Here is a 16602-nt window from a genome sequence, read left to right as displayed (position 1 = left end):
TGCTGTTGAATGAAATCGACTTCTCTTACACAGGTCGCTGCATGACCACAACCCTGACGCGACCGGCGGACGGCGAAGGCAGCGTGCAGGTCCACCAGGACCCGGCACTGAACATCCAGGAAGAAACCCTGGTGATCGCGGTCTATGGCAAAGGCGGGATCGGCAAATCCACCACCTCCTCGAACCTGTCAGCCGCCTTCTCGAAGCTGGGCAAGCGGGTGCTTCAGATCGGCTGCGACCCCAAGCACGACAGCACCTTCACCCTTACCCACAAGATGGTGCCGACGGTGATCGACATCCTTGAAGAGGTGGACTTCCACAGCGAAGAGCTGAGGCCTGAGGATTTCGTCTTCACCGGATTCAACGGGGTGCAATGCGTCGAGAGCGGCGGCCCACCGGCGGGCACGGGCTGCGGCGGATACGTGACCGGGCAGACCGTGAAGCTGCTCAAGGAGCACCATCTGCTGGAAGACACCGATGTGGTGATCTTCGATGTGCTCGGCGATGTGGTGTGTGGTGGTTTCGCCGCCCCGCTGCAGCACGCCAACTATTGCCTGATTGTGACCGCCAACGATTTCGATTCGATCTTCGCGATGAATCGCATCGTTCAGGCGATTCAAGCCAAAGCCAAGAACTACAAGGTGCGGCTTGGCGGCGTTGTTGCGAACCGCTCGGCAGACACCGATCAGATCGACAAGTTCAACGATCGCACCGGCCTGCGCACCATGGCCCATTTCAGGGATGTGGATGCCATCCGGCGATCCCGACTCAAGAAATGCACCATCTTTGAAATGGATGATGCCGATGAGGCTGTGCAAGCGGTGCAGAACGAATATCTGCGGCTGGCCCAGAACATGCTCGACAAGGTGGAGCCGCTCGAGGCCACATCCCTCAAAGACCGCGAAATCTTCGACCTGCTGGGATTCGATTGATCCTCACTTGATCAACAAAGCCATCAACAAAGCCCTGGCCGCTGCCACCGGGGCCTTGTTGTGATGAGCTCAGCTCAAAGGCCAACGAGTTTCATCGACAGCTCCCACACCCGGCGGGCTGTTTCTGGATCAGTGGCCTTGTCGGAGAGTTCCTGGCTGAACTGCTGTCCATCCTTCTTCTGGCGGTTGCCCCAGCTCCAGTGCACCCCTGATTCGGCGAAGTCGGGATTGGCCACCACATCAGCCACCCGTTCCCCCGCCAGGGCCTGGGAGACGTAGCCGCCGGTGATGTTTTTCTGAAACCAGGGGAAGATCGTCTGGAAGGCCTTGGGGGTGTTGCGGAACAACGGTGTGTCCGCCACACAGCCCGGGTAGAGCGACATGAAGGTGATCCCCGTGTCCCCGTGAAGACGGCGATGCAGCTCCTGGGTGGTGATCATGTTGCAGAGCTTGCTGTCTTTGTAGGCCTTGCCGGGCTTGAACGGCTTGCCACTGGCCATGGCAACGGGGTCTTTGAACCCGGCTTCAAAACCAGAAAGGTCCCCCAGATCTGCCGGCGCAGGGATCGGAATCTTGCCCCCCAGCTCTTTGGAGTTCGCCGTCACGGTGCCCAGGATCACCACCCGCTTGGAGGGATGAGTGGAGGCCTTGAGCCGACCCAAGAGCAGCTGCACCAGCAGGAAATGGCCGAAATGGTTGGTGGCCATCGAGATTTCATAGCCCTGGGGCGAACGCTCCGGCTGCTTCAGCTTCGGCTTGTACACGGCTGCATTGCAGACCACGGCATCCACGCGCTCGGGCAAGGCATCCACCGCCCGACGCACACTGTCGAGATCACCCAGATCCATCAACACGTGCTTGAGACGCTCCTTGGGGAGGTCCAACTCGTCGGCAGCCGCCGCGGCCCGCTGCGGGCTGCGGTTCGCCGTGATCACCGTCCAACCCCGCTTCACCAAGGCGCAGGTGGCATTCAGGCCCACACCGGAGGTGGTGCCGGTGATCAGAACGGTGCCGGGCGTGGACATCAAGACAGGGCCAGGAAGGCTGCCAGTCTGCCGGTCAGCACTCAATCCCAACGCCGCTGGTCACGAATCTCAGCGCCAGATCACGCGCAGACGGTTGGGGGCGATCCACTGATCCTGCTCGCTGATCAGACGCTTCTCTCCACCGATGCTGAACAGACGATCGAAGCGTTGTTGCAGCGTTTCCAATTTCGCCGACTCAATCGACACGACCGCCGCGATTTCACTGTGGCGATCCATGCGTTCCTGATAGGCCACGGACAGACGGATCAGGCTCACAGCGCCCAACAGAACAAGCCCCGCCTTGGCCGCCAAGGCGAGAAGGCTGCACTGCAGTTCTTGTTGGTCGGTCTGCCGCTGAATCGCCGCAGCCATGCTGGCTGCATCCGTGCGGGGAGCTGATCTTTGAACCTGACTGGCGGTCACCGCATCAGCACGAACATCCGCTTGTAACGCAATCCGTTCGCAGTGCCAAGACCAGCTCTACGCCCGTTGATCTGGGCTGCCTTTGAAATCAGGCCTCGTAAAGGCTGATGGAGAGACGCAGGGCCAGAACAGCGGCATGGGCAGCCACCACGAGGGCAATGAACACCTCAGGTGCAGACAGAACGGTTTCCATGGGAGCCATGCATCAAACGGTCCCATTCTTCTCTGAGGGAAGGTCTGCAGGCCATCATTCGCAAAGGCCTGTCACACCAGCCCATGGATCCGGTTCTGATCGATGCCCCTGCTATCCGCGCCTTGGATCTACGGCCGCTGGAGATCTGGAGCACTCAGCCGCTGGATGCACTGCTGAGCCAGGGACCGGTGCTCGAGCTTCGTTTCGATTGGCCCCGGGCGCAGGATGACCCACGCGAACTGCCGGAATGCCCCGAGCCTCGGCTCTGGGCCCTGCGGGCCGATGCGCGCTACCCCTGGCTGCCGCTCTTGCTTGAACGCGACCAGGGCAGCCTGATTCGCCATGTGGCCCTGGTGGTGCCCCACAGTTTCAGCCGCAGCGAAGGCCTGCGTTTTGACCCGGAAGCCTTGGAGCTCTGGGTGACGCATCGATTGATGCAGTTGGACGACCTCTGTCAGCGAGAGCTCGGACGCCCGATGCGGGGCAACCTCTCCCAGATGGCCGCAGCCCTGGGCTATGAGCTGGATTCGGGATTTTGGAACCTGTTGGGCTGACCAGTCAGCCCAGCCAAAGCTGCAGGGCCCGCCTGGAGCTGTCGATTGCCAGGATGATGGCGAGCCCCCGCAGACAGCGCACCAGCAGGGCCGCATCAAACTGATCGAGCCGGCTGGCCGTCCACTGCGCAGCGATCGCCGCCACAGCCCCCAGCAGCAGGCCCATCAGAGGAACTCCGCGTCCTTCATGCAGGAACTGGAGGGATGCTGCGCTGGCCGAGCAGAGCACCGCCACCGTGCTCAGCCGCACGGCCTGATGAATCGGCACAGACATCGGACCGCTCATCAGGGGCACCATCACCAGCCCCCCGCCCAGGCCCAACATCCCAGCGGTCCAGCCGGCGATGCAGCCCACACCCGCCAACTTCGGAGCGCTGCCGTCATCAACGTCATCATTGGCATCCGCCTCGGGCCGTTCGCGAACGCAGAACGCCAGCACGATGTACATCAGCGTCTGCATCGCCAGCAGAATCCAGCCCGCTGCCAAACCGGCCAAACCACCGAACAGTAGAGCCGAGCCAAAGGCCGCCAAGCCGATGGCGAGTCCAGGCCGGGTCGGCAGCCGCCCCTGGCGCAGATGGGTGATGGTGCCCGCCAAAGCCGTGGGCACAATGGCGAAACTGCTGGTGGCCAGGGCCTGATGGGGCGGGAGATCAAGCCAGAGCAGGAGCGGGGCAAAGATCAAGCCGCCGCCAATCCCCAACAACCCGGCCAAGCCCCCCGCCAGCAGGCCCAGGGCGATCAGGATCGGCACATCCCACCAGGGCACCATGGCGTGCGATCGATGCTTCCCTCCAGCATGCCCGCAACCGGGCGTTTGCTCCCCACCCAGCAAGCGGATGGACACACCCAGATGGCTTTGGATGCCTGGCTTCTGAAGCGCAGCAACGGTCCGGTTCTGCGTTTTTACCGCTGGGATGGGCCCTGGCTCTCGCTGGGACGCCATCAACGCCACTGGCCTGAACACTGGAATGAGCTGGCCCGCCGCGGCCGCATCAGCCTGGTGCGACGCCCGAGCGGAGGTCGGGCCGTGCTTCATGCCAGCGGTCTCACCTATGCCTTGATCTGGCCGGATGCACCCCGGCGACGCCAGGAGGCTTACCGCCAGGCCTGCCAGTGGTTGATCGATGGCTTCCAGGATCTCGGGCTAGCGCTGCACTTCGGCTCGGACCCTGCTGGTGGCGAGGCCAACAACTGTTTCGCCTCGGCAACGGTGGCCGACCTGGTGGATCCGTGCGGCGTCAAACGGGTCGGTAGCGCCCAGCGCTGGCAGAACGGTCGCGTGCTTCAACACGGTGAAATCCTGCTGGATCCCCCTGCTGCGCTCTGGGAAGAGGTGTTTGAGGAAGCGGCTCCAGCGGCAGCCCCTGCCCAGATCAGCCGACTGGGGCTGGATCAGCAGCTGCGTCAGAGCCTGATTGAGAGCTGGAGCCACTGCTGTTGGCAAATGCAGCCCCTGATGCCCGAAGAAACTCAGGAGTTGGAGGGCGAACTCGCATCCGGCTCAGAGCTCTGATCCTGCATCGTCTGCACCATCTGCGGAAGCATCGCCAGGCCCAGGGGATAGCCGTTGCGCTTGCGCGCCTCTTCGAGGATTGCGGGGGGCAGGGTCACCCCGAGCCGCTTCAGCACCGCATCGCCTACATCCATGCGGTTGAGGGTGCCGGAAGGAAGGCCCGCAGCACTCATCACCAACAGGCGTCCCTGGGAGGCCGCCTCCAGGGCCGGCACCGCCTCCACCAGGGGAGCCGAACTGGCGATGGACGGCAGTTCAGTGAGGGGGCGCAGATGATCCTCGAGGCGCTGTTGGTCCCATTGCTGAACCGGCAGCAGTTTCAAGGGCTGATCATCAATCCAACCCACCCAACGGCCGCTTTTGCAGACGAGCACCCAATCGGCAGGTCCCTCCGCCTCGCTGGCGGTCAGCCGCAGCTGACTGAGGCGCCGCAAGGTCTGATCCGCCTCCAGCACGCGGAAACGTTTGCCTGCCGCAGCCTCCACCTTCAACTCCCGCAGCACCGTCTGCAACTGCAGCATCTGGGTCTGACTGCGGTTGGCACTCAGGCCGAACCAACCGATCAACATCAGCAGGAGGCCGTTGAGCCCCCAGCCCTGCCAAAGCAGAACACCACCCAACAGGATCATCAGCAGCGACAAAGCCCGTCCGGACGCCGATGCCACCTGAACGCCTTTCTGCTGACTGCCGCTCAGCTGCCAGACCAAGGCCTTGAGGATCAGCCCGCCATCGAGGGGCAGCCCGGGCAGGAGATTGAACAAGCCGAGCATCAAGTTGAGCAAACCCACCTGGCTCAACAACTGAGTGGCCAAGGGCTGGTTGTCCGACAGCGCTGCAGCCCCCGCCAGCATTCCGAAGGCCAACACCAAACTCACGATCGGGCCAGCAGCCGCAATGCGCAGATTGCCCATGGCGGTGGGGCATTCCTTCTCCACCCGCGCGATGCCGCCCAGATGAAACAGGGTGATGCTCAACACCTTCACCCCTTCTCGCAGGGCCATCAGGGCATGACCCAATTCATGCAGCAGCACGGAGCTGAACAGCAACAAGGTGGTCAGCAATCCCAGCCCCCAACTCGCCGTTACCGAGGCCGTGGACGCGTAGCGGGACTGAAACAACGTGGTGAAGATCGCCACGGCAAACAACCAGCTGGGCTGAAGCCGCAGGGGAATTCCGCCAATCTTGAGCACCTGCCAGCCCTCTCCCACCGCCAATCCCGTCGTGTGCCGCTGCTGCGGACTGTCATCCACGATCCTAGGGAGAGCAACCCAAGCAGCCCTTGCGTGATCCCCGCCCCACTCCAGACCTCAAGATCTGTGGGATCACCGACCCCGAGCAGGCTCAAGCCATCGCACAGATGGGGGTGCAGGCGATTGGCGTGATCGGCGTTCCCGCCACCCCACGCTTTGTGGAACCAGCCCAGCGCAGGGCCTTGTTCCAGCTGCTGGAACAACAGCACCCCCAGCTGCATCGCGTTTGGGTGGTGGCCGATCCCGACGATGCCGCTCTCGAGGAAGCGCTCAACGGTGCTGGGCAGCCCTCCGTGGTGCAGCTGCACGGCAGCGAGTCAGACCAACGCTGCCAACACCTGAAACAGCGCTACCCCCGGCAGCAGTGGTGGAAAGCGTTGCGGGTGCGTGAACCCGACGATCTCAAGCAGCTCGAGCAGTACGCGCCCCATGTGGATGCTCTGCTGCTCGATGCCTGGAGCGCCGATCAACTGGGCGGCACCGGGCACCGGATCCCCCTTGATTGGCTGGCCGAAACCGAGCTTTCGGTGCCGTGGTGGCTGGCAGGGGGAGTGAGTGCGGAGTGGGTTCCAGAACTGCTCAGCCGCGTCACTCCCCAGGGACTCGATGCCTCAAGTCGGCTTGAGGAACGACCGGGATGGAAAAACCTCGACAAGGTTCAAGCCCTTGTCGAGGCTGTGAGGTCGAGACCGTGAAGTCGAGGAGTTGAAAGAGCGTTGAATCGCGGCTGATCAGGTGCTGAGCAGCGCTTGCTGCTGACGCACCAGCTCAAAGAACTCCTGCTTGAGGCTTGGGTCGTGGCGGAAATCGCCGCGCACAACGGAGTTCACCATGCTGGTTTGGGGCTCTTTCACCCCACGCCACTTCATGCAGTAGTGCTGCGCCTTGATGATGATGCCGAGACCCTGGGGCTCACAGAGCTTCTCGATTTCATCGGCAAGGATCATCACAGCCTCTTCCTGGATGTGAGGTCGGGAGAAGACCCAGTCAGCCACGCGGGTGAATTTGGAGAGACCGATCACCCGGGCACCAGGTTTGATCCCGATCCAGCAGTTGCCCATGATCGGCACCAAGTGGTGTGAACAGGCGGAACGAACCGTGATCGGGCCAACGGTGTAGATCTCATCCAGCTGTTTCACATTGGGGAAGCTGGCCACCTTGGGCTGCTGGTGGTAGCGCCCCTTGAACACCTCCTGGAGGTACATCTTGGCGACGCGCTCCGCCGTCTCATGGGTGTTGTGGTCGTTATCGATATCGATCACCAGGCTGCGCAGCAGGTCGCGAACCTTGTCTGCAACTTCAACCTGAAGCTGATCCAGCTCACCCGGCTGGAGGTGATCAGCGATGTTGTCGTTCGCCAGGAAGGAAGCACCCGCTTCCCTCAGGCGTTCACGGATGCGCGCAGAAATCTGGGGATTCAAGCTGCCATTGCCGTTGCCGTTGGCGACGCCGTTGGAAACGAAAGGGACTGTGGAGGTCATGGTGTTCGTTCAGAAGGCGCCGGCGGCCGGCATAAGGGTGAGGTCTTCGATCAACTGGTTGCTGGGTTGCAACGCCAGATTCGCCAGTGTTTCTGCCGCCTGATCGACAGAGAGCATGGCACGACGATCGAAATCGCTTTGTACGGTTTCCGCGTCCCACAGTGGTGTGTTCACGGCCCCAAGAGTGAGGGTGCAGGCACGAATGCCATTGCTCCGTTCCTCTTCCGCCAGGCAGCGGGTGAAGCTGGCCAAGGCAGCTTTACTGACGCAATACGCCCCCCATTGAGGGAAAGCATTGCGGGCGGCGTGGCTGCTGATGTTGATCACCAGTCCGCCGTTCTCACGCATGGCGGGAACAACAGCAGAACAAACCTGCATCACGCTGGTGACATTCAGCTGTAGCAGCCATTGCCAACGCTCAATCGGCATGGCCAATAGATCGCCGGTGTAGGCCGCACCCGCGTTGTTGATCAACACGGATGGGGTCTCACCCTGCTGCAACAAGCCAGCCATCGCAGCTGCGATGCCATCTGGTTGCGTCAGGTCGATGGCGGCAAAGGCCACAGAAACACCTTTGGAGCTGAGCTGAGCACTCAGCTGCTCCAGTTGATCAGCGCTGCGGGCGGTTAGCAGCAAATCCCATCCTTGATGAGCCAGAAGCTCAGCAGTTCGGCGACCTATGCCTCGGCTCGCACCTGTTATTAGAGCCGTTGGCAAAAACCGTTAGCAAACCGCGACACTTTAAGCGGCTTTGTCGACATCCTGTGACGTTTTTTCGAGGAACCGTCCCATGGCTCTGAATTTGGAGTAACGGGCCTCACGCAGTTGCTGTTCCGAAAGGCTCAGCAGTTGTTCGAGGTGACGCTCGATTGCCGCCCGCAGGTTTTCTCCGGCCTCCAATGGTGCCCAGTTGTTGCCGCCGGAAGGCTCCTCAAGCACCTCATCCACCACCCCAAGCTCCAGCAAGTCGCGGCCGGTGATCCTCAAGGCTGCCGCCGCATCAGGCGCTTTAGCCGCATCACGCCAGAGAATGGAAGCGCAGGCCTCAGGGCTGGCCACCGTGTAAACGCTGTGCTCAAACATCAGCAAGCGATCGGCCACCCCGATGCCCAAGGCACCGCCGGATCCACCTTCACCGATCACGGTGGCGATCACCGGAACACGCAAGCGGAACATCTCCCGCAGGTTGACGGCGATCGCTTCACCCTGGCCCTGCTCTTCAGCCTCAAGGCCGGCATAGGCCCCGGGGGTATCGATGAACGTGAGAATCGGCAAGCGGAAGCGATCGGCATGATCCATCAACCGCATGGCTTTGCGGTATCCACCCGGAGCGGCCATCCCGAAATTGCGGGCGACGTTCTCTTTGGTGTCGCGGCCTTTCTGATGGCCGATCAACATCACGGGTCGATCGCCCACCCGGCCGACACCGCCGATCAAGGCCTGATCGTCGTTACCGCGACGATCACCGTGCAGTTCAACCCAGTCGTCGCAGAACATCTGGATGAAATCCAGCGTGCTCGGACGCTGCGGATGACGGGCGACCTGAATTTTCTGAGCGGGAGTCAGCCCCTGAAAGATCTCCTGACGCCGACGGGCCGCGAGGCTTTCCAGTTGCTGAAGCTGCTGCGAGACGTCGACTTCCGAATCTCTGGCCAGCTGACGGATCTGCTCAATCTGCTGCTCCAGCTCGACGAGCGGTTTTTCGAACTCAAGCAGGGGGCGTCGGGGCATGGCTCTGGCTCTTCGAATGTCAGGCAGCAGTGGCCTGCAGGTTGGGTTGAAGGTTCAAGGTGCTGAACCCATGGCGCACCGATGCCGCGCCGATGAAATCCATCTTCTCGAGGGTGATGTTGTTGCGCCCCCAGCTGAAGTTGGTGTGGCAGCGCTCAAACTCGAGCAGCATGGCTTCGGCAAAGCAGGCAAACATCTGGCGCTGCGGCCGCTCCATCTCGGCAATGGCCATCATCGACCAGCCGATGTCACGGCAGAACTCAACGATTCCACCCTTGAGAACGTGGATGCCACCACCGGCAACCTTCGTATCAAGGTTCTTGGGGTAGCCCCCATCAATCATCAGACAGGGCTTCTTGAGGCTGTCTTGATCGATCTCAAGGGTGCGGGGCATGCTTGCCACCCAGACGACCACATCGGCCTCAGGCAGGGCCTCATCGAGCGACAAAATCCGGCCACCGCCCAGTTCCTGCTGAAGATCAAGCAGCGGTTGCTGCTGACGCGCCACCAGCAGGAGCTCACCAACTCCGGTGCGTGCCTGCAGCCAACGGCAGACGGCGGAGCCGATATCACCAGTGGCACCAACGACGGCCACCTTGGCTTTGCTGAGATCGATCCCGAGACTTGGAGCGTTGTTCTCCACCTGACGGCAGATCACCCAGGCCGTGTGGGTGTTTCCGGTGGTGAACCGCTGCCAATCCAGGGTGGTGCTCCGCACCGTCTGGTGCTGGAGCAGGTTGAAATTCTCGAAAATGATCGAGGTGAAGCCACCCAGGGCAGTGATGTTGATGCCCTTCTTCTGGGCGAGTTCCATGGCGTTGAGCACCTTGCGCCGGGCCGTCTTGAAGCGGCTCAGCATCTCGGGAACGAAGCAGGAGTCGATGTAGGCACCCTCGATGGTCGTGCCCACGGGACTGGTGACTTCCACGTGCTCAACGAGCTGCGGAGGTGCACTGCACCAAACATCCAGATCACCGTCGGCGATGTGATCGAACCCGAGTTCCATCGCCTTGCGGCGAGCAGCCTCAAAACTCGTTGAATGTCCGATCAGACCAAACATGTCTTACTGCTGACGTCTCAAAGAACACCTCGAACAACCATGCTCCCATGGCAACCGGTATCGACGGCAACGTGCCTGTCGACAAACCGGCGTTGGATCAAGACCTGAAACGGGTCAAACAGCAAGCGCTGCTGCGGCCATGCGGGCGATGTCGCGGGAAGTGAAGCCGATTTCACCCAAGGCTTCCTGGTAAGCGATCAGAAAGTCCTCGATCAGGTCTTCCTTCTCCATGTGAAGGACGGCCGCATCAGCAGCCACGTCTTCCAGCATCGAGCGGATGAGGGGGAGGTTGGCTTTGTTGGCCTCGAACAGTTCGTCCTTGCTGGCCTCGAAGTTGGCCTTCAGCCATTCCTGACCGTAGTTGAGGTGGGTGTATTCGTCCTTCACCACACCCTCAGTGATTTTGCGGGCGAAGGGATCGGCCACAGGGATATAGATGTGATAGGCCGAAATGGCGAATGCTTCGATCAGCAGGGCCTGAATCAGCAGGCAGGTGACCACCTTGCCCTCCTTGAGAGCGGCCTGAAAATTGCCGTGAAGGGGTTCGAAAAACTTCTTGGCGAAGGGAAGATCGGCTTCAACCCCGAGGTTGCGTCCGCAGGAGGTGAAGCCCTTCATGTGCTTCATTTCCATCCGCGCCAGACGCTTGAGTTCCTCGGCATGTTCGGGGATCAGCGTCCCCAGGGAGATGTAGTTGTCGTGAGCTTCCTGTTCGCCCTCGATCACGATGGCGTTGATCCGGCTGTAGGCGTCTTTGTAGGCCTCAGTTGTGAAATCGGGCAGTGCGTCCTGGCCCTCCAGCACGAATGTTTCAGGTGCATTGAGGGTCGTCATAGGACGCTGTCCACCACGTTCAGTGGGACCGACAATAACCAGTGCCCCAAGAGTTGGTGACACATGCGTCCAAGGTTCAGGACTTGGGCGTGATGTTGGACGGTTGGGAGAGAAGACTTTGCGTGGGTGGCCAGTCACTGGCCAGAAGGGCTTGAAAACGCTCCTGCCAGTGGTTGATCAAGCGATCTTGCAGGCAACGTCCCAGATCAGCGGAGGCCTGGCGCGCATCACCGATCACTCCCGTCGCGCTGAGGTCGTCGGTGAGCCAAGCGCAGGGCGCCGCCCCCTCGAGACTCCAGCCCGCTGGAGGATCCTGCGCGGATCCTGGTGCTGGACGTCCATCCACAGGGCGGGCAGATCCAACCAGCTCTGGGGCCATCTGCAGCATCAAGCTGGTTTCGGCTTGGCCGGCATGAAGTCCATGGGCCAACTCCTGCTCAGGCAACAGATCCGCCAGCCCCTCCACACCACTCCAGAGGAAGCAGGGCAGAACGGCCAACGACGGGCAGCGAGCGCGCAGCTGTCGGGCTGCCACCTGCAGCAAACCGATCTGGCCGCCATGGGCGTTGAACAGAACCAGGCGCTGCACCCCCATCGCCGCCAGCTGCATGCCCACCTGGTCGACCAGATCCAGAATCAGAGGAGCTGAAAGGCTGAGGGTGCCGGGAAAGTTCTGGTGCTCAGGCGAAAAGCCGATGGCCTGACACGGCAGTCGCCAAATCGGCAGAGCTGGCTCAAGCCCGCGCAACACAGAATCGAGGATTCCCTCAGCAAAAACAGCGTCCGTCGAAAGCGGCAGTTGGGGGCCGTGTTGCTCACAGGCTCCGAAGGGCCAGATCACCGTGGCACCAGGTTGGCTGGCAGCACAGCTGGCCTCGGGCCAGGTCAGCTGATCAAATCGCTTGCGGAGCTGGTCCATGGCGTTGCACAGGCACGGGGGTGCTGATCCCAACCCAGCCTGTCAAAATGAGCGATCGACAAGCCCAATGGTCCATGCCCGCAGCCGGCAGTCCGCAGCCCAACCGCCCCAAGGCACCCAAGCCGGCAGCGACGAAACCGCTGCAGGTGATGCAGATCAACCGCCGCGAAGAGCAGGAAAAGCTGGCTTGTGAAGCGGCTGAAGCACGAGCAGCAGCAGAGGCTGCTGCGGAAAAGGCACGCATCCTTGAGGAACGGGCGGGTCTCGCCACCCCGCCGCGACCGGTCCAGCAGGACTCCACCTCGTCTCCAGGCACGGATGACGACACTCTGTTCGACATGGGCGGCATGGAAGGCATGACCATGGCCGACCTGATGGGCGCACCGGATCAACAACCCAAGAAGGAGCAGCGCAATCAGCCGCGCAGCGTGGACGACTTCGATTTCGATGAAGAAGCCTTCCTCGCCGCCCTGGACGAGAACGCTCCGGTGGGCACCACCGGTGAGGTGATCAAGGGCACGGTGATCGGCATCGAAAGCGATGGCGTTTACGTGGATATCGGCGGCAAAGCCCCCGGCTACATGCCCAAGAGCGAGGCGGGCCTTGGCGTGGTGACCAACTTCCGGGAGCGCTTCCCCAAGGGCCTGGAGGTTGAAGTTCTGGTGACCCGTGAGCAGAACGCTGACGGGATGGTCACGATCAGCTGTCGCGCCCTTGAACTGCGCAAGAGCTGGGACCGGGTGAAGGAACTGGAGAAACAGGGGAAAGTGGTTCAAGTCATCGTCAATGGCTTCAACCGCGGCGGTGTCACCTGCGATCTCGAAGGGCTGCGCGGCTTCGTTCCCCGCTCTCAACTCCAAAACGGTGAAAACCACCAGGAGCTCGTGGGCAAGACCCTGGGCGTGGCCTTCATCGAGGTGAATTCGGAGACCCGCAAGCTGGTGCTGTCCGAAAAACGAGCCGCCGTGGCCGAACGCTTCCAAGATCTGGAAGTGGGCCAATTGGTGGAAGGGCAGGTTGCTGCGGTGAAGCCCTACGGACTGTTCATCGACCTTGGTGGCATCAGCGGACTGCTGCACCAATCAGCCATCACCAATGGCAGCCTGCGCTCGATCCGTGAGGTGTTCGACCAGGGCGACCGCGTTTCGGCCCTGATCACGGAACTGGACCCGGGCCGCGGACGGATCGGCCTCAACACAGCCCTGCTGGAGGGGCCTCCTGGAGAGCTGCTGATCGAAAAAGACAAAGTGATGGCTGAAGCCGCCGATCGCGCCAGCCGCGCCCAGAACACCCTGAAACAGCAGGAGCAATCGGCCGGATGAGCACTGCTGCCCTGACAGCCGCCGAAGACTGGGAACTCGACTTCTACTCCCGACCCATCCTTGAGGCCGATGGCCGCAAGCGTTGGGAACTGCTGATCACCTCCACCCCCGCTGCAACTGGGGATGCAGAGCCATTTCGCTTCGCCAAGGTGTGCCCCTCTGGTGAGGTGAATTCGCTCTGGTTGAGCCAAGCCCTGGCTGAAGCCAAACAGGCATCCGCAAGCGGGGGCTGGGGTTCGCCCGTGCGCTTGCGCTGCTGGCGCAGTTCGATGCGCACCATGGTGCAGCGCGCCGCAGCCGAACAAGACCTCGAGGTGATTCCAAGTCGCCGCACCTTCGCCCTGCTCGACTGGCTTCAGCAGCGCGAAAGGGAGGTGTATCCCGAGGAGGAGGGCTTCATGGCGGGCCCGCTGGCACCACCGCCGGCGCCTGTTCCAACCCCTCCAGTGCCCCTGCCGGAGGAAGTTCAAGGCGACGCCTGGAGCTGGGCCACCCTGCCGGCGAGCCTGCTGCTGGAGGCATCGGAATGGCCGATGAGTTTCAGCGGGCTGCTGCCTGTGCCCGATGGCATCAACCCCGAGGCCTCTGTGCCGGGTCTGCGCCTGTTCAGCCAGAGCCGCTCCCTCGCCATGGCGGGTTGGTTGGGTGGTCTGGAACCGGTGCGGATGATCGTTGAAGACCGCCAGCTGGTGCTGGAGGCTGGTCAGGATGACCGTTGGTTGGTGAGCGACCTGGAGCCAGACGTCGCCGCTGAAATCTCCGAGGCCCTGGCCACTTCGCAGCAGCAGGTGCGCGGCCTCCAGTTCATCGCCATCCAGTCCAGCCCCGAAGAACAGACCTTCGGCGGCTTCTGGATGCTGCGGGACATCCCCATGGCCTGATTGCAGGGCTGATGAAAGACGGGCCGTTTGATCGACCAGACAGCCGCTTCAACACGTTGAAGGGCTGGACCTGGATCGGTTGTTACGGGGGCTATTACCTCCAGAGCGATCTGCTGCATGGGCAAGGGTTCGAGCACGGCTTCTTCACCCGGCTCTGGCACGGCCGTGGTCCTGATGAACTGGCGGGGTACGTCAGTGCCGGCATCAGCGTCCACAGGCCCCAGCAGATCCACAGTGGAATCGTTCTGAACGCCAGCGACGCCCCGCAGGATCCCTGGCCTGAGGCCGATGGCCTGGTGAGTGATCGCGGGGGCCAGAGCCTCTGGGTGTGCGGTGCCGACTGCACACCGGTTCTGATCGCGGATCCCGGCACGGGGCATGCCGCGGCCTGTCATGCCGGTTGGCGGGGGGTGGCGGCTGGAATCCTGATCACGGCCCTGGATCGGTTGGTGGAGCGGGGGGCCCGGCGGGAGGATCTGGTGGTTGCCCTGGGCCCGGCCGTCAGCGGCCCCTGCTACCAGGTGGGCGATGAGGTGGTGAAGGCCGTCAGCGCCGCGGTCCCCAACAAGGCTTCCCTGTCCGATGCAGGGGCCCTGCTGCCGGATGAGCAACCGGGGCGGCATCGCCTGGACATTCGAACCGCCGCCAGAGTGCAGCTCCAGGGCGCAGGAATCCCGAGCGGACGGATCGCCCACTGCCCGCTGTGCACCGTCAGTGAGCCCGAGCTGTTCCATTCCTGGCGACGGGATCAGGTGAAAGCCGTTCAGTGGAGCGGAATCGTGGCGCAAGCCCCCGTCTGCAGCTGAAACTTAAACAGGCTTGGTCTTCAGGATCTGAATGGCCAAGGCTTCAGCAGCCCGAATGCCATCGATTCCGGCCGAGAGGATGCCGCCGGCATAGCCCGCCCCTTCACCCGCGGGCACCAGCCCCTTCACATTGAGCGATTCCAACGCTTCATCCCTGGGAATCCGCACGGGCGATGACGTGCGGGTTTCCACGCCGGTGAGCACCGCATCGGGGTGGTCATACCCCTTCAGCTTGCGGGCAAAGGCCGGCAACGCCTCCCGCAAGGCCTCAACGATGGCAGCAGGGAGCAGGTCATCCAGATCGGCGGGATGCACACCCGGCTGATACGACGCGGCGATGCCACCCAGACGGGTGGAGGGACGGGCCGCCAGGAAATCCTCCAACCGCTGCGCCGGTGCGGCGTAACTGCTCCCTCCAAGCCTGAAGGCGCGCTCCTCCAGCTCCCGCTGCAGAGCAATCCCCGCCAGCGGATCCCCGGGGAAGCGTTCAAACGGTGCCAGGTCATCGGCGTCCAGAGCCACAACCAAACCGCTGTTGGCGTTGCGCTCGTTGCGGGAGTGCTGGCTCATGCCATTGGTCACCACCCGGCCTTCCTCCGAGGTGGCACCCACCACAAATCCTCCGGGACACATGCAGAAGCTGTAGACGCAGCGGCCGTTTTCAGCATGGTGAACCAGCTTGTACTCGGCGGCCCCGAGACGCGGATGGCCCGCCGCCTCTCCCCAGCGGGCTGCGTCAATCAGATGCTGCGGATGCTCAATCCGCACACCCACGGAAAACGGTTTGCGCTGCAGCTGCACACCGATCTGCTCCAGCATTTCGAAGCAGTCGCGCGCGGAATGACCGGGAGCCAGCACCAGATGGCGGCAGGGAATCTCCGTTCCATCGGCCAGCACCACCCCATCGAGTTGATGGGGCTTCCCAGCGCTGCTGTCGCTGAGCTGGAGGCGTGTCACGCGACTGTTGAAACGCACCTCACCGCCCAGAGCTTCAATCCGTGCCCGCAGGCCACGCACCACGGTGGCGAGCTTGAAGGTGCCGATGTGGGGGCGGTGCAACGTGAGGATCTCCTCGCTGGCACCACAGGCCACCAGCTCCTCCAGCACCTTGCGGCCGTAGTGCTCGGGATCGCTCACCTGGCTGTAGAGCTTGCCGTCGGAGAAGGTGCCGGCTCCGCCCTCACCGAATTGGGCATTGGATTCCGGGTTGAAGGGGCTGGTGCCCCGCCAGAAGCCAAAGGTGTCAGCGGTGCGTTGCTTCACGGCCTGACCCCGTTCCAGCAACAGCGGTCGGAACCCCATCTGTGCCAACAGCAGAGCAGCGAAATAACCGCAGGGGCCTGCCCCCACCACCACAGGCCGATCGGCCGCATCCAAGGGGAAGCCATCGGGGGCCTGACCCACAGACCGGTAGCGGGTGTCTGGAGCCAGACGCACCCGGCCTTTGTTGCCGATGCGCCGTAACAGGGCGGCTTCACCCTTCACCTGCACATCCACGCTGTAAATCAGCTGAATCCGGTCGCGACGCCGCGCATCAACACTGCGCTTCACCAGGGTCTGACCCAAAAGACGATCCGGCGGAATCCTCAAACGCTTGAGCACCGCCTCCTGCAGCGCTTCTTCCCCATGGTCGAGGGGCAGCTTCAGTTCACTCAGGCGCAGCATCTCAAGGTCG

19 protein-coding genes are annotated in these 16602 nt (G+C 62.4%); 7 read left to right on the top strand and 12 right to left on the bottom strand.

The annotated features are described in order from the left end of the window. Positions 1–41 precede the first annotated feature (41 nt). On the top strand, positions 42–932 hold the full coding sequence (bchL, locus tag SynM161_RS03515; RefSeq protein WP_114988518.1) for a ferredoxin:protochlorophyllide reductase (ATP-dependent) iron-sulfur ATP-binding protein: 891 nt from the start codon (positions 42–44) through the stop codon (positions 930–932). 74 nt (positions 933–1006) lie between these two features. On the opposite strand, the gene SynM161_RS03510 is transcribed toward bchL, so the two are convergent. From SynM161_RS03510 to psaM, 3 genes are all read right to left on the bottom strand, one after another. Next, complete coding sequence (locus SynM161_RS03510) at positions 1007–1957, bottom strand: protochlorophyllide reductase (protein WP_186541993.1); 951 nt, start codon at positions 1955–1957, stop codon at positions 1007–1009. 69 nt (positions 1958–2026) lie between these two features. After that, on the bottom strand, positions 2027–2329 hold the full coding sequence (locus SynM161_RS03505) for a hypothetical protein (protein WP_115161474.1): 303 nt from the start codon (positions 2327–2329) through the stop codon (positions 2027–2029). Between the two features lie 139 nt (positions 2330–2468). Beyond that, complete coding sequence (gene psaM, locus SynM161_RS03500; RefSeq protein ID WP_025362433.1) at positions 2469–2573, bottom strand: photosystem I reaction center subunit XII; 105 nt, start codon at positions 2571–2573, stop codon at positions 2469–2471. 83 nt (positions 2574–2656) lie between these two features. On the opposite strand from psaM, the gene SynM161_RS03495 reads away from it, so the two are divergent. Further along, the gene (locus tag SynM161_RS03495) at positions 2657–3127 is read left to right on the top strand and encodes a CRR6 family NdhI maturation factor (RefSeq protein WP_115161371.1); all 471 of its coding nucleotides are present in this window, start codon (positions 2657–2659) and stop codon (positions 3125–3127) included. A gap of 4 nt (positions 3128–3131) precedes the next feature. Here SynM161_RS03495 and SynM161_RS03490 read toward each other — a convergent pair whose 3' ends face one another. Next, the gene (locus tag SynM161_RS03490) at positions 3132–3899 is read right to left on the bottom strand and encodes a sulfite exporter TauE/SafE family protein (RefSeq protein WP_186541992.1); all 768 of its coding nucleotides are present in this window, start codon (positions 3897–3899) and stop codon (positions 3132–3134) included. Positions 3900–3926: 27 nt separating this feature from the next. Between SynM161_RS03490 and SynM161_RS03485 the strand changes: the two genes are divergently transcribed. Next, entirely contained in the window at positions 3927–4643 is a 717-nt protein-coding gene (locus tag SynM161_RS03485) for a lipoate--protein ligase family protein (protein ID WP_186541991.1), read from the top strand. On the opposite strand, the gene SynM161_RS03480 is transcribed toward SynM161_RS03485, so the two are convergent. After that, entirely contained in the window at positions 4601–5851 is a 1251-nt protein-coding gene (locus SynM161_RS03480) for a site-2 protease family protein (RefSeq protein WP_186542468.1), read from the bottom strand. The two genes, SynM161_RS03485 and SynM161_RS03480, sit on opposite strands and share 43 nt — an antisense overlap. Positions 5852–5922: 71 nt before the next feature. On the opposite strand from SynM161_RS03480, the gene SynM161_RS03475 reads away from it, so the two are divergent. After that, complete coding sequence (locus tag SynM161_RS03475; protein ID WP_186541990.1) at positions 5923–6588, top strand: phosphoribosylanthranilate isomerase; 666 nt, start codon at positions 5923–5925, stop codon at positions 6586–6588. A gap of 36 nt (positions 6589–6624) precedes the next feature. Here SynM161_RS03475 and folE read toward each other — a convergent pair whose 3' ends face one another. From folE to SynM161_RS03445, 6 genes are all read right to left on the bottom strand, one after another. Beyond that, positions 6625–7374 carry a GTP cyclohydrolase I gene (gene folE, locus SynM161_RS03470; protein ID WP_186541989.1) on the bottom strand — a complete coding sequence of 250 codons (750 nt, stop codon included), beginning with the start codon at positions 7372–7374 and terminating at the stop codon, positions 6625–6627. Between the two features lie 9 nt (positions 7375–7383). Then, the gene (locus tag SynM161_RS03465; protein ID WP_186541988.1) at positions 7384–8091 is read right to left on the bottom strand and encodes an SDR family oxidoreductase; all 708 of its coding nucleotides are present in this window, start codon (positions 8089–8091) and stop codon (positions 7384–7386) included. 24 nt (positions 8092–8115) lie between these two features. Next, entirely contained in the window at positions 8116–9105 is a 990-nt protein-coding gene (locus tag SynM161_RS03460; protein WP_186541987.1) for an acetyl-CoA carboxylase carboxyltransferase subunit alpha, read from the bottom strand. A gap of 19 nt (positions 9106–9124) precedes the next feature. Then, the gene (locus SynM161_RS03455; protein ID WP_006850195.1) at positions 9125–10165 is read right to left on the bottom strand and encodes a long-chain acyl-[acyl-carrier-protein] reductase; all 1041 of its coding nucleotides are present in this window, start codon (positions 10163–10165) and stop codon (positions 9125–9127) included. A gap of 114 nt (positions 10166–10279) precedes the next feature. Further along, entirely contained in the window at positions 10280–10999 is a 720-nt protein-coding gene (locus tag SynM161_RS03450) for an aldehyde oxygenase (deformylating) (RefSeq protein ID WP_186541986.1), read from the bottom strand. 76 nt (positions 11000–11075) lie between these two features. Then, positions 11076–11918 (bottom strand): creatininase family protein, encoded by an 843-nt coding sequence (locus SynM161_RS03445; protein WP_186541985.1) that lies wholly within the window; start codon positions 11916–11918, stop codon positions 11076–11078. A 74-nt stretch (positions 11919–11992) separates the two neighbouring features. On the opposite strand from SynM161_RS03445, the gene SynM161_RS03440 reads away from it, so the two are divergent. The 3 genes from SynM161_RS03440 to pgeF are packed head-to-tail and all read left to right on the top strand — an operon-like array spanning position 11993 to position 14927. Further along, positions 11993–13240 carry a S1 RNA-binding domain-containing protein gene (locus SynM161_RS03440; RefSeq protein WP_186542466.1) on the top strand — a complete coding sequence of 416 codons (1248 nt, stop codon included), beginning with the start codon at positions 11993–11995 and terminating at the stop codon, positions 13238–13240. Next, positions 13237–14121, top strand: a complete 885-nt coding sequence (locus tag SynM161_RS03435; protein WP_186541984.1) for a Tab2/Atab2 family RNA-binding protein — start codon at positions 13237–13239, stop codon at positions 14119–14121. The genes SynM161_RS03440 and SynM161_RS03435 overlap by 4 nt, the downstream gene beginning before the upstream one ends. Before the next feature lie 11 nt (positions 14122–14132). Continuing rightward, positions 14133–14927: a peptidoglycan editing factor PgeF gene (pgeF, locus tag SynM161_RS03430; RefSeq protein ID WP_186541983.1), complete on the top strand. Its 795-nt coding sequence runs from the start codon at positions 14133–14135 to the stop codon at positions 14925–14927. 3 nt (positions 14928–14930) lie between these two features. Here the strand turns inward: pgeF and SynM161_RS03425 are convergent, their stop codons facing one another. Further along, the gene (locus SynM161_RS03425; protein WP_186541982.1) at positions 14931–16592 is read right to left on the bottom strand and encodes an NAD(P)/FAD-dependent oxidoreductase; all 1662 of its coding nucleotides are present in this window, start codon (positions 16590–16592) and stop codon (positions 14931–14933) included. Positions 16593–16602 lie beyond the last annotated feature (10 nt).

The sequence above is a fragment of the Synechococcus sp. M16.1 genome (genome assembly GCF_014279895.1).
Classification (GTDB): Bacteria; Cyanobacteriota; Cyanobacteriia; order PCC-6307; family Cyanobiaceae; genus Parasynechococcus.
This window is presented reverse-complemented; position numbering and strand designations above follow the sequence as displayed.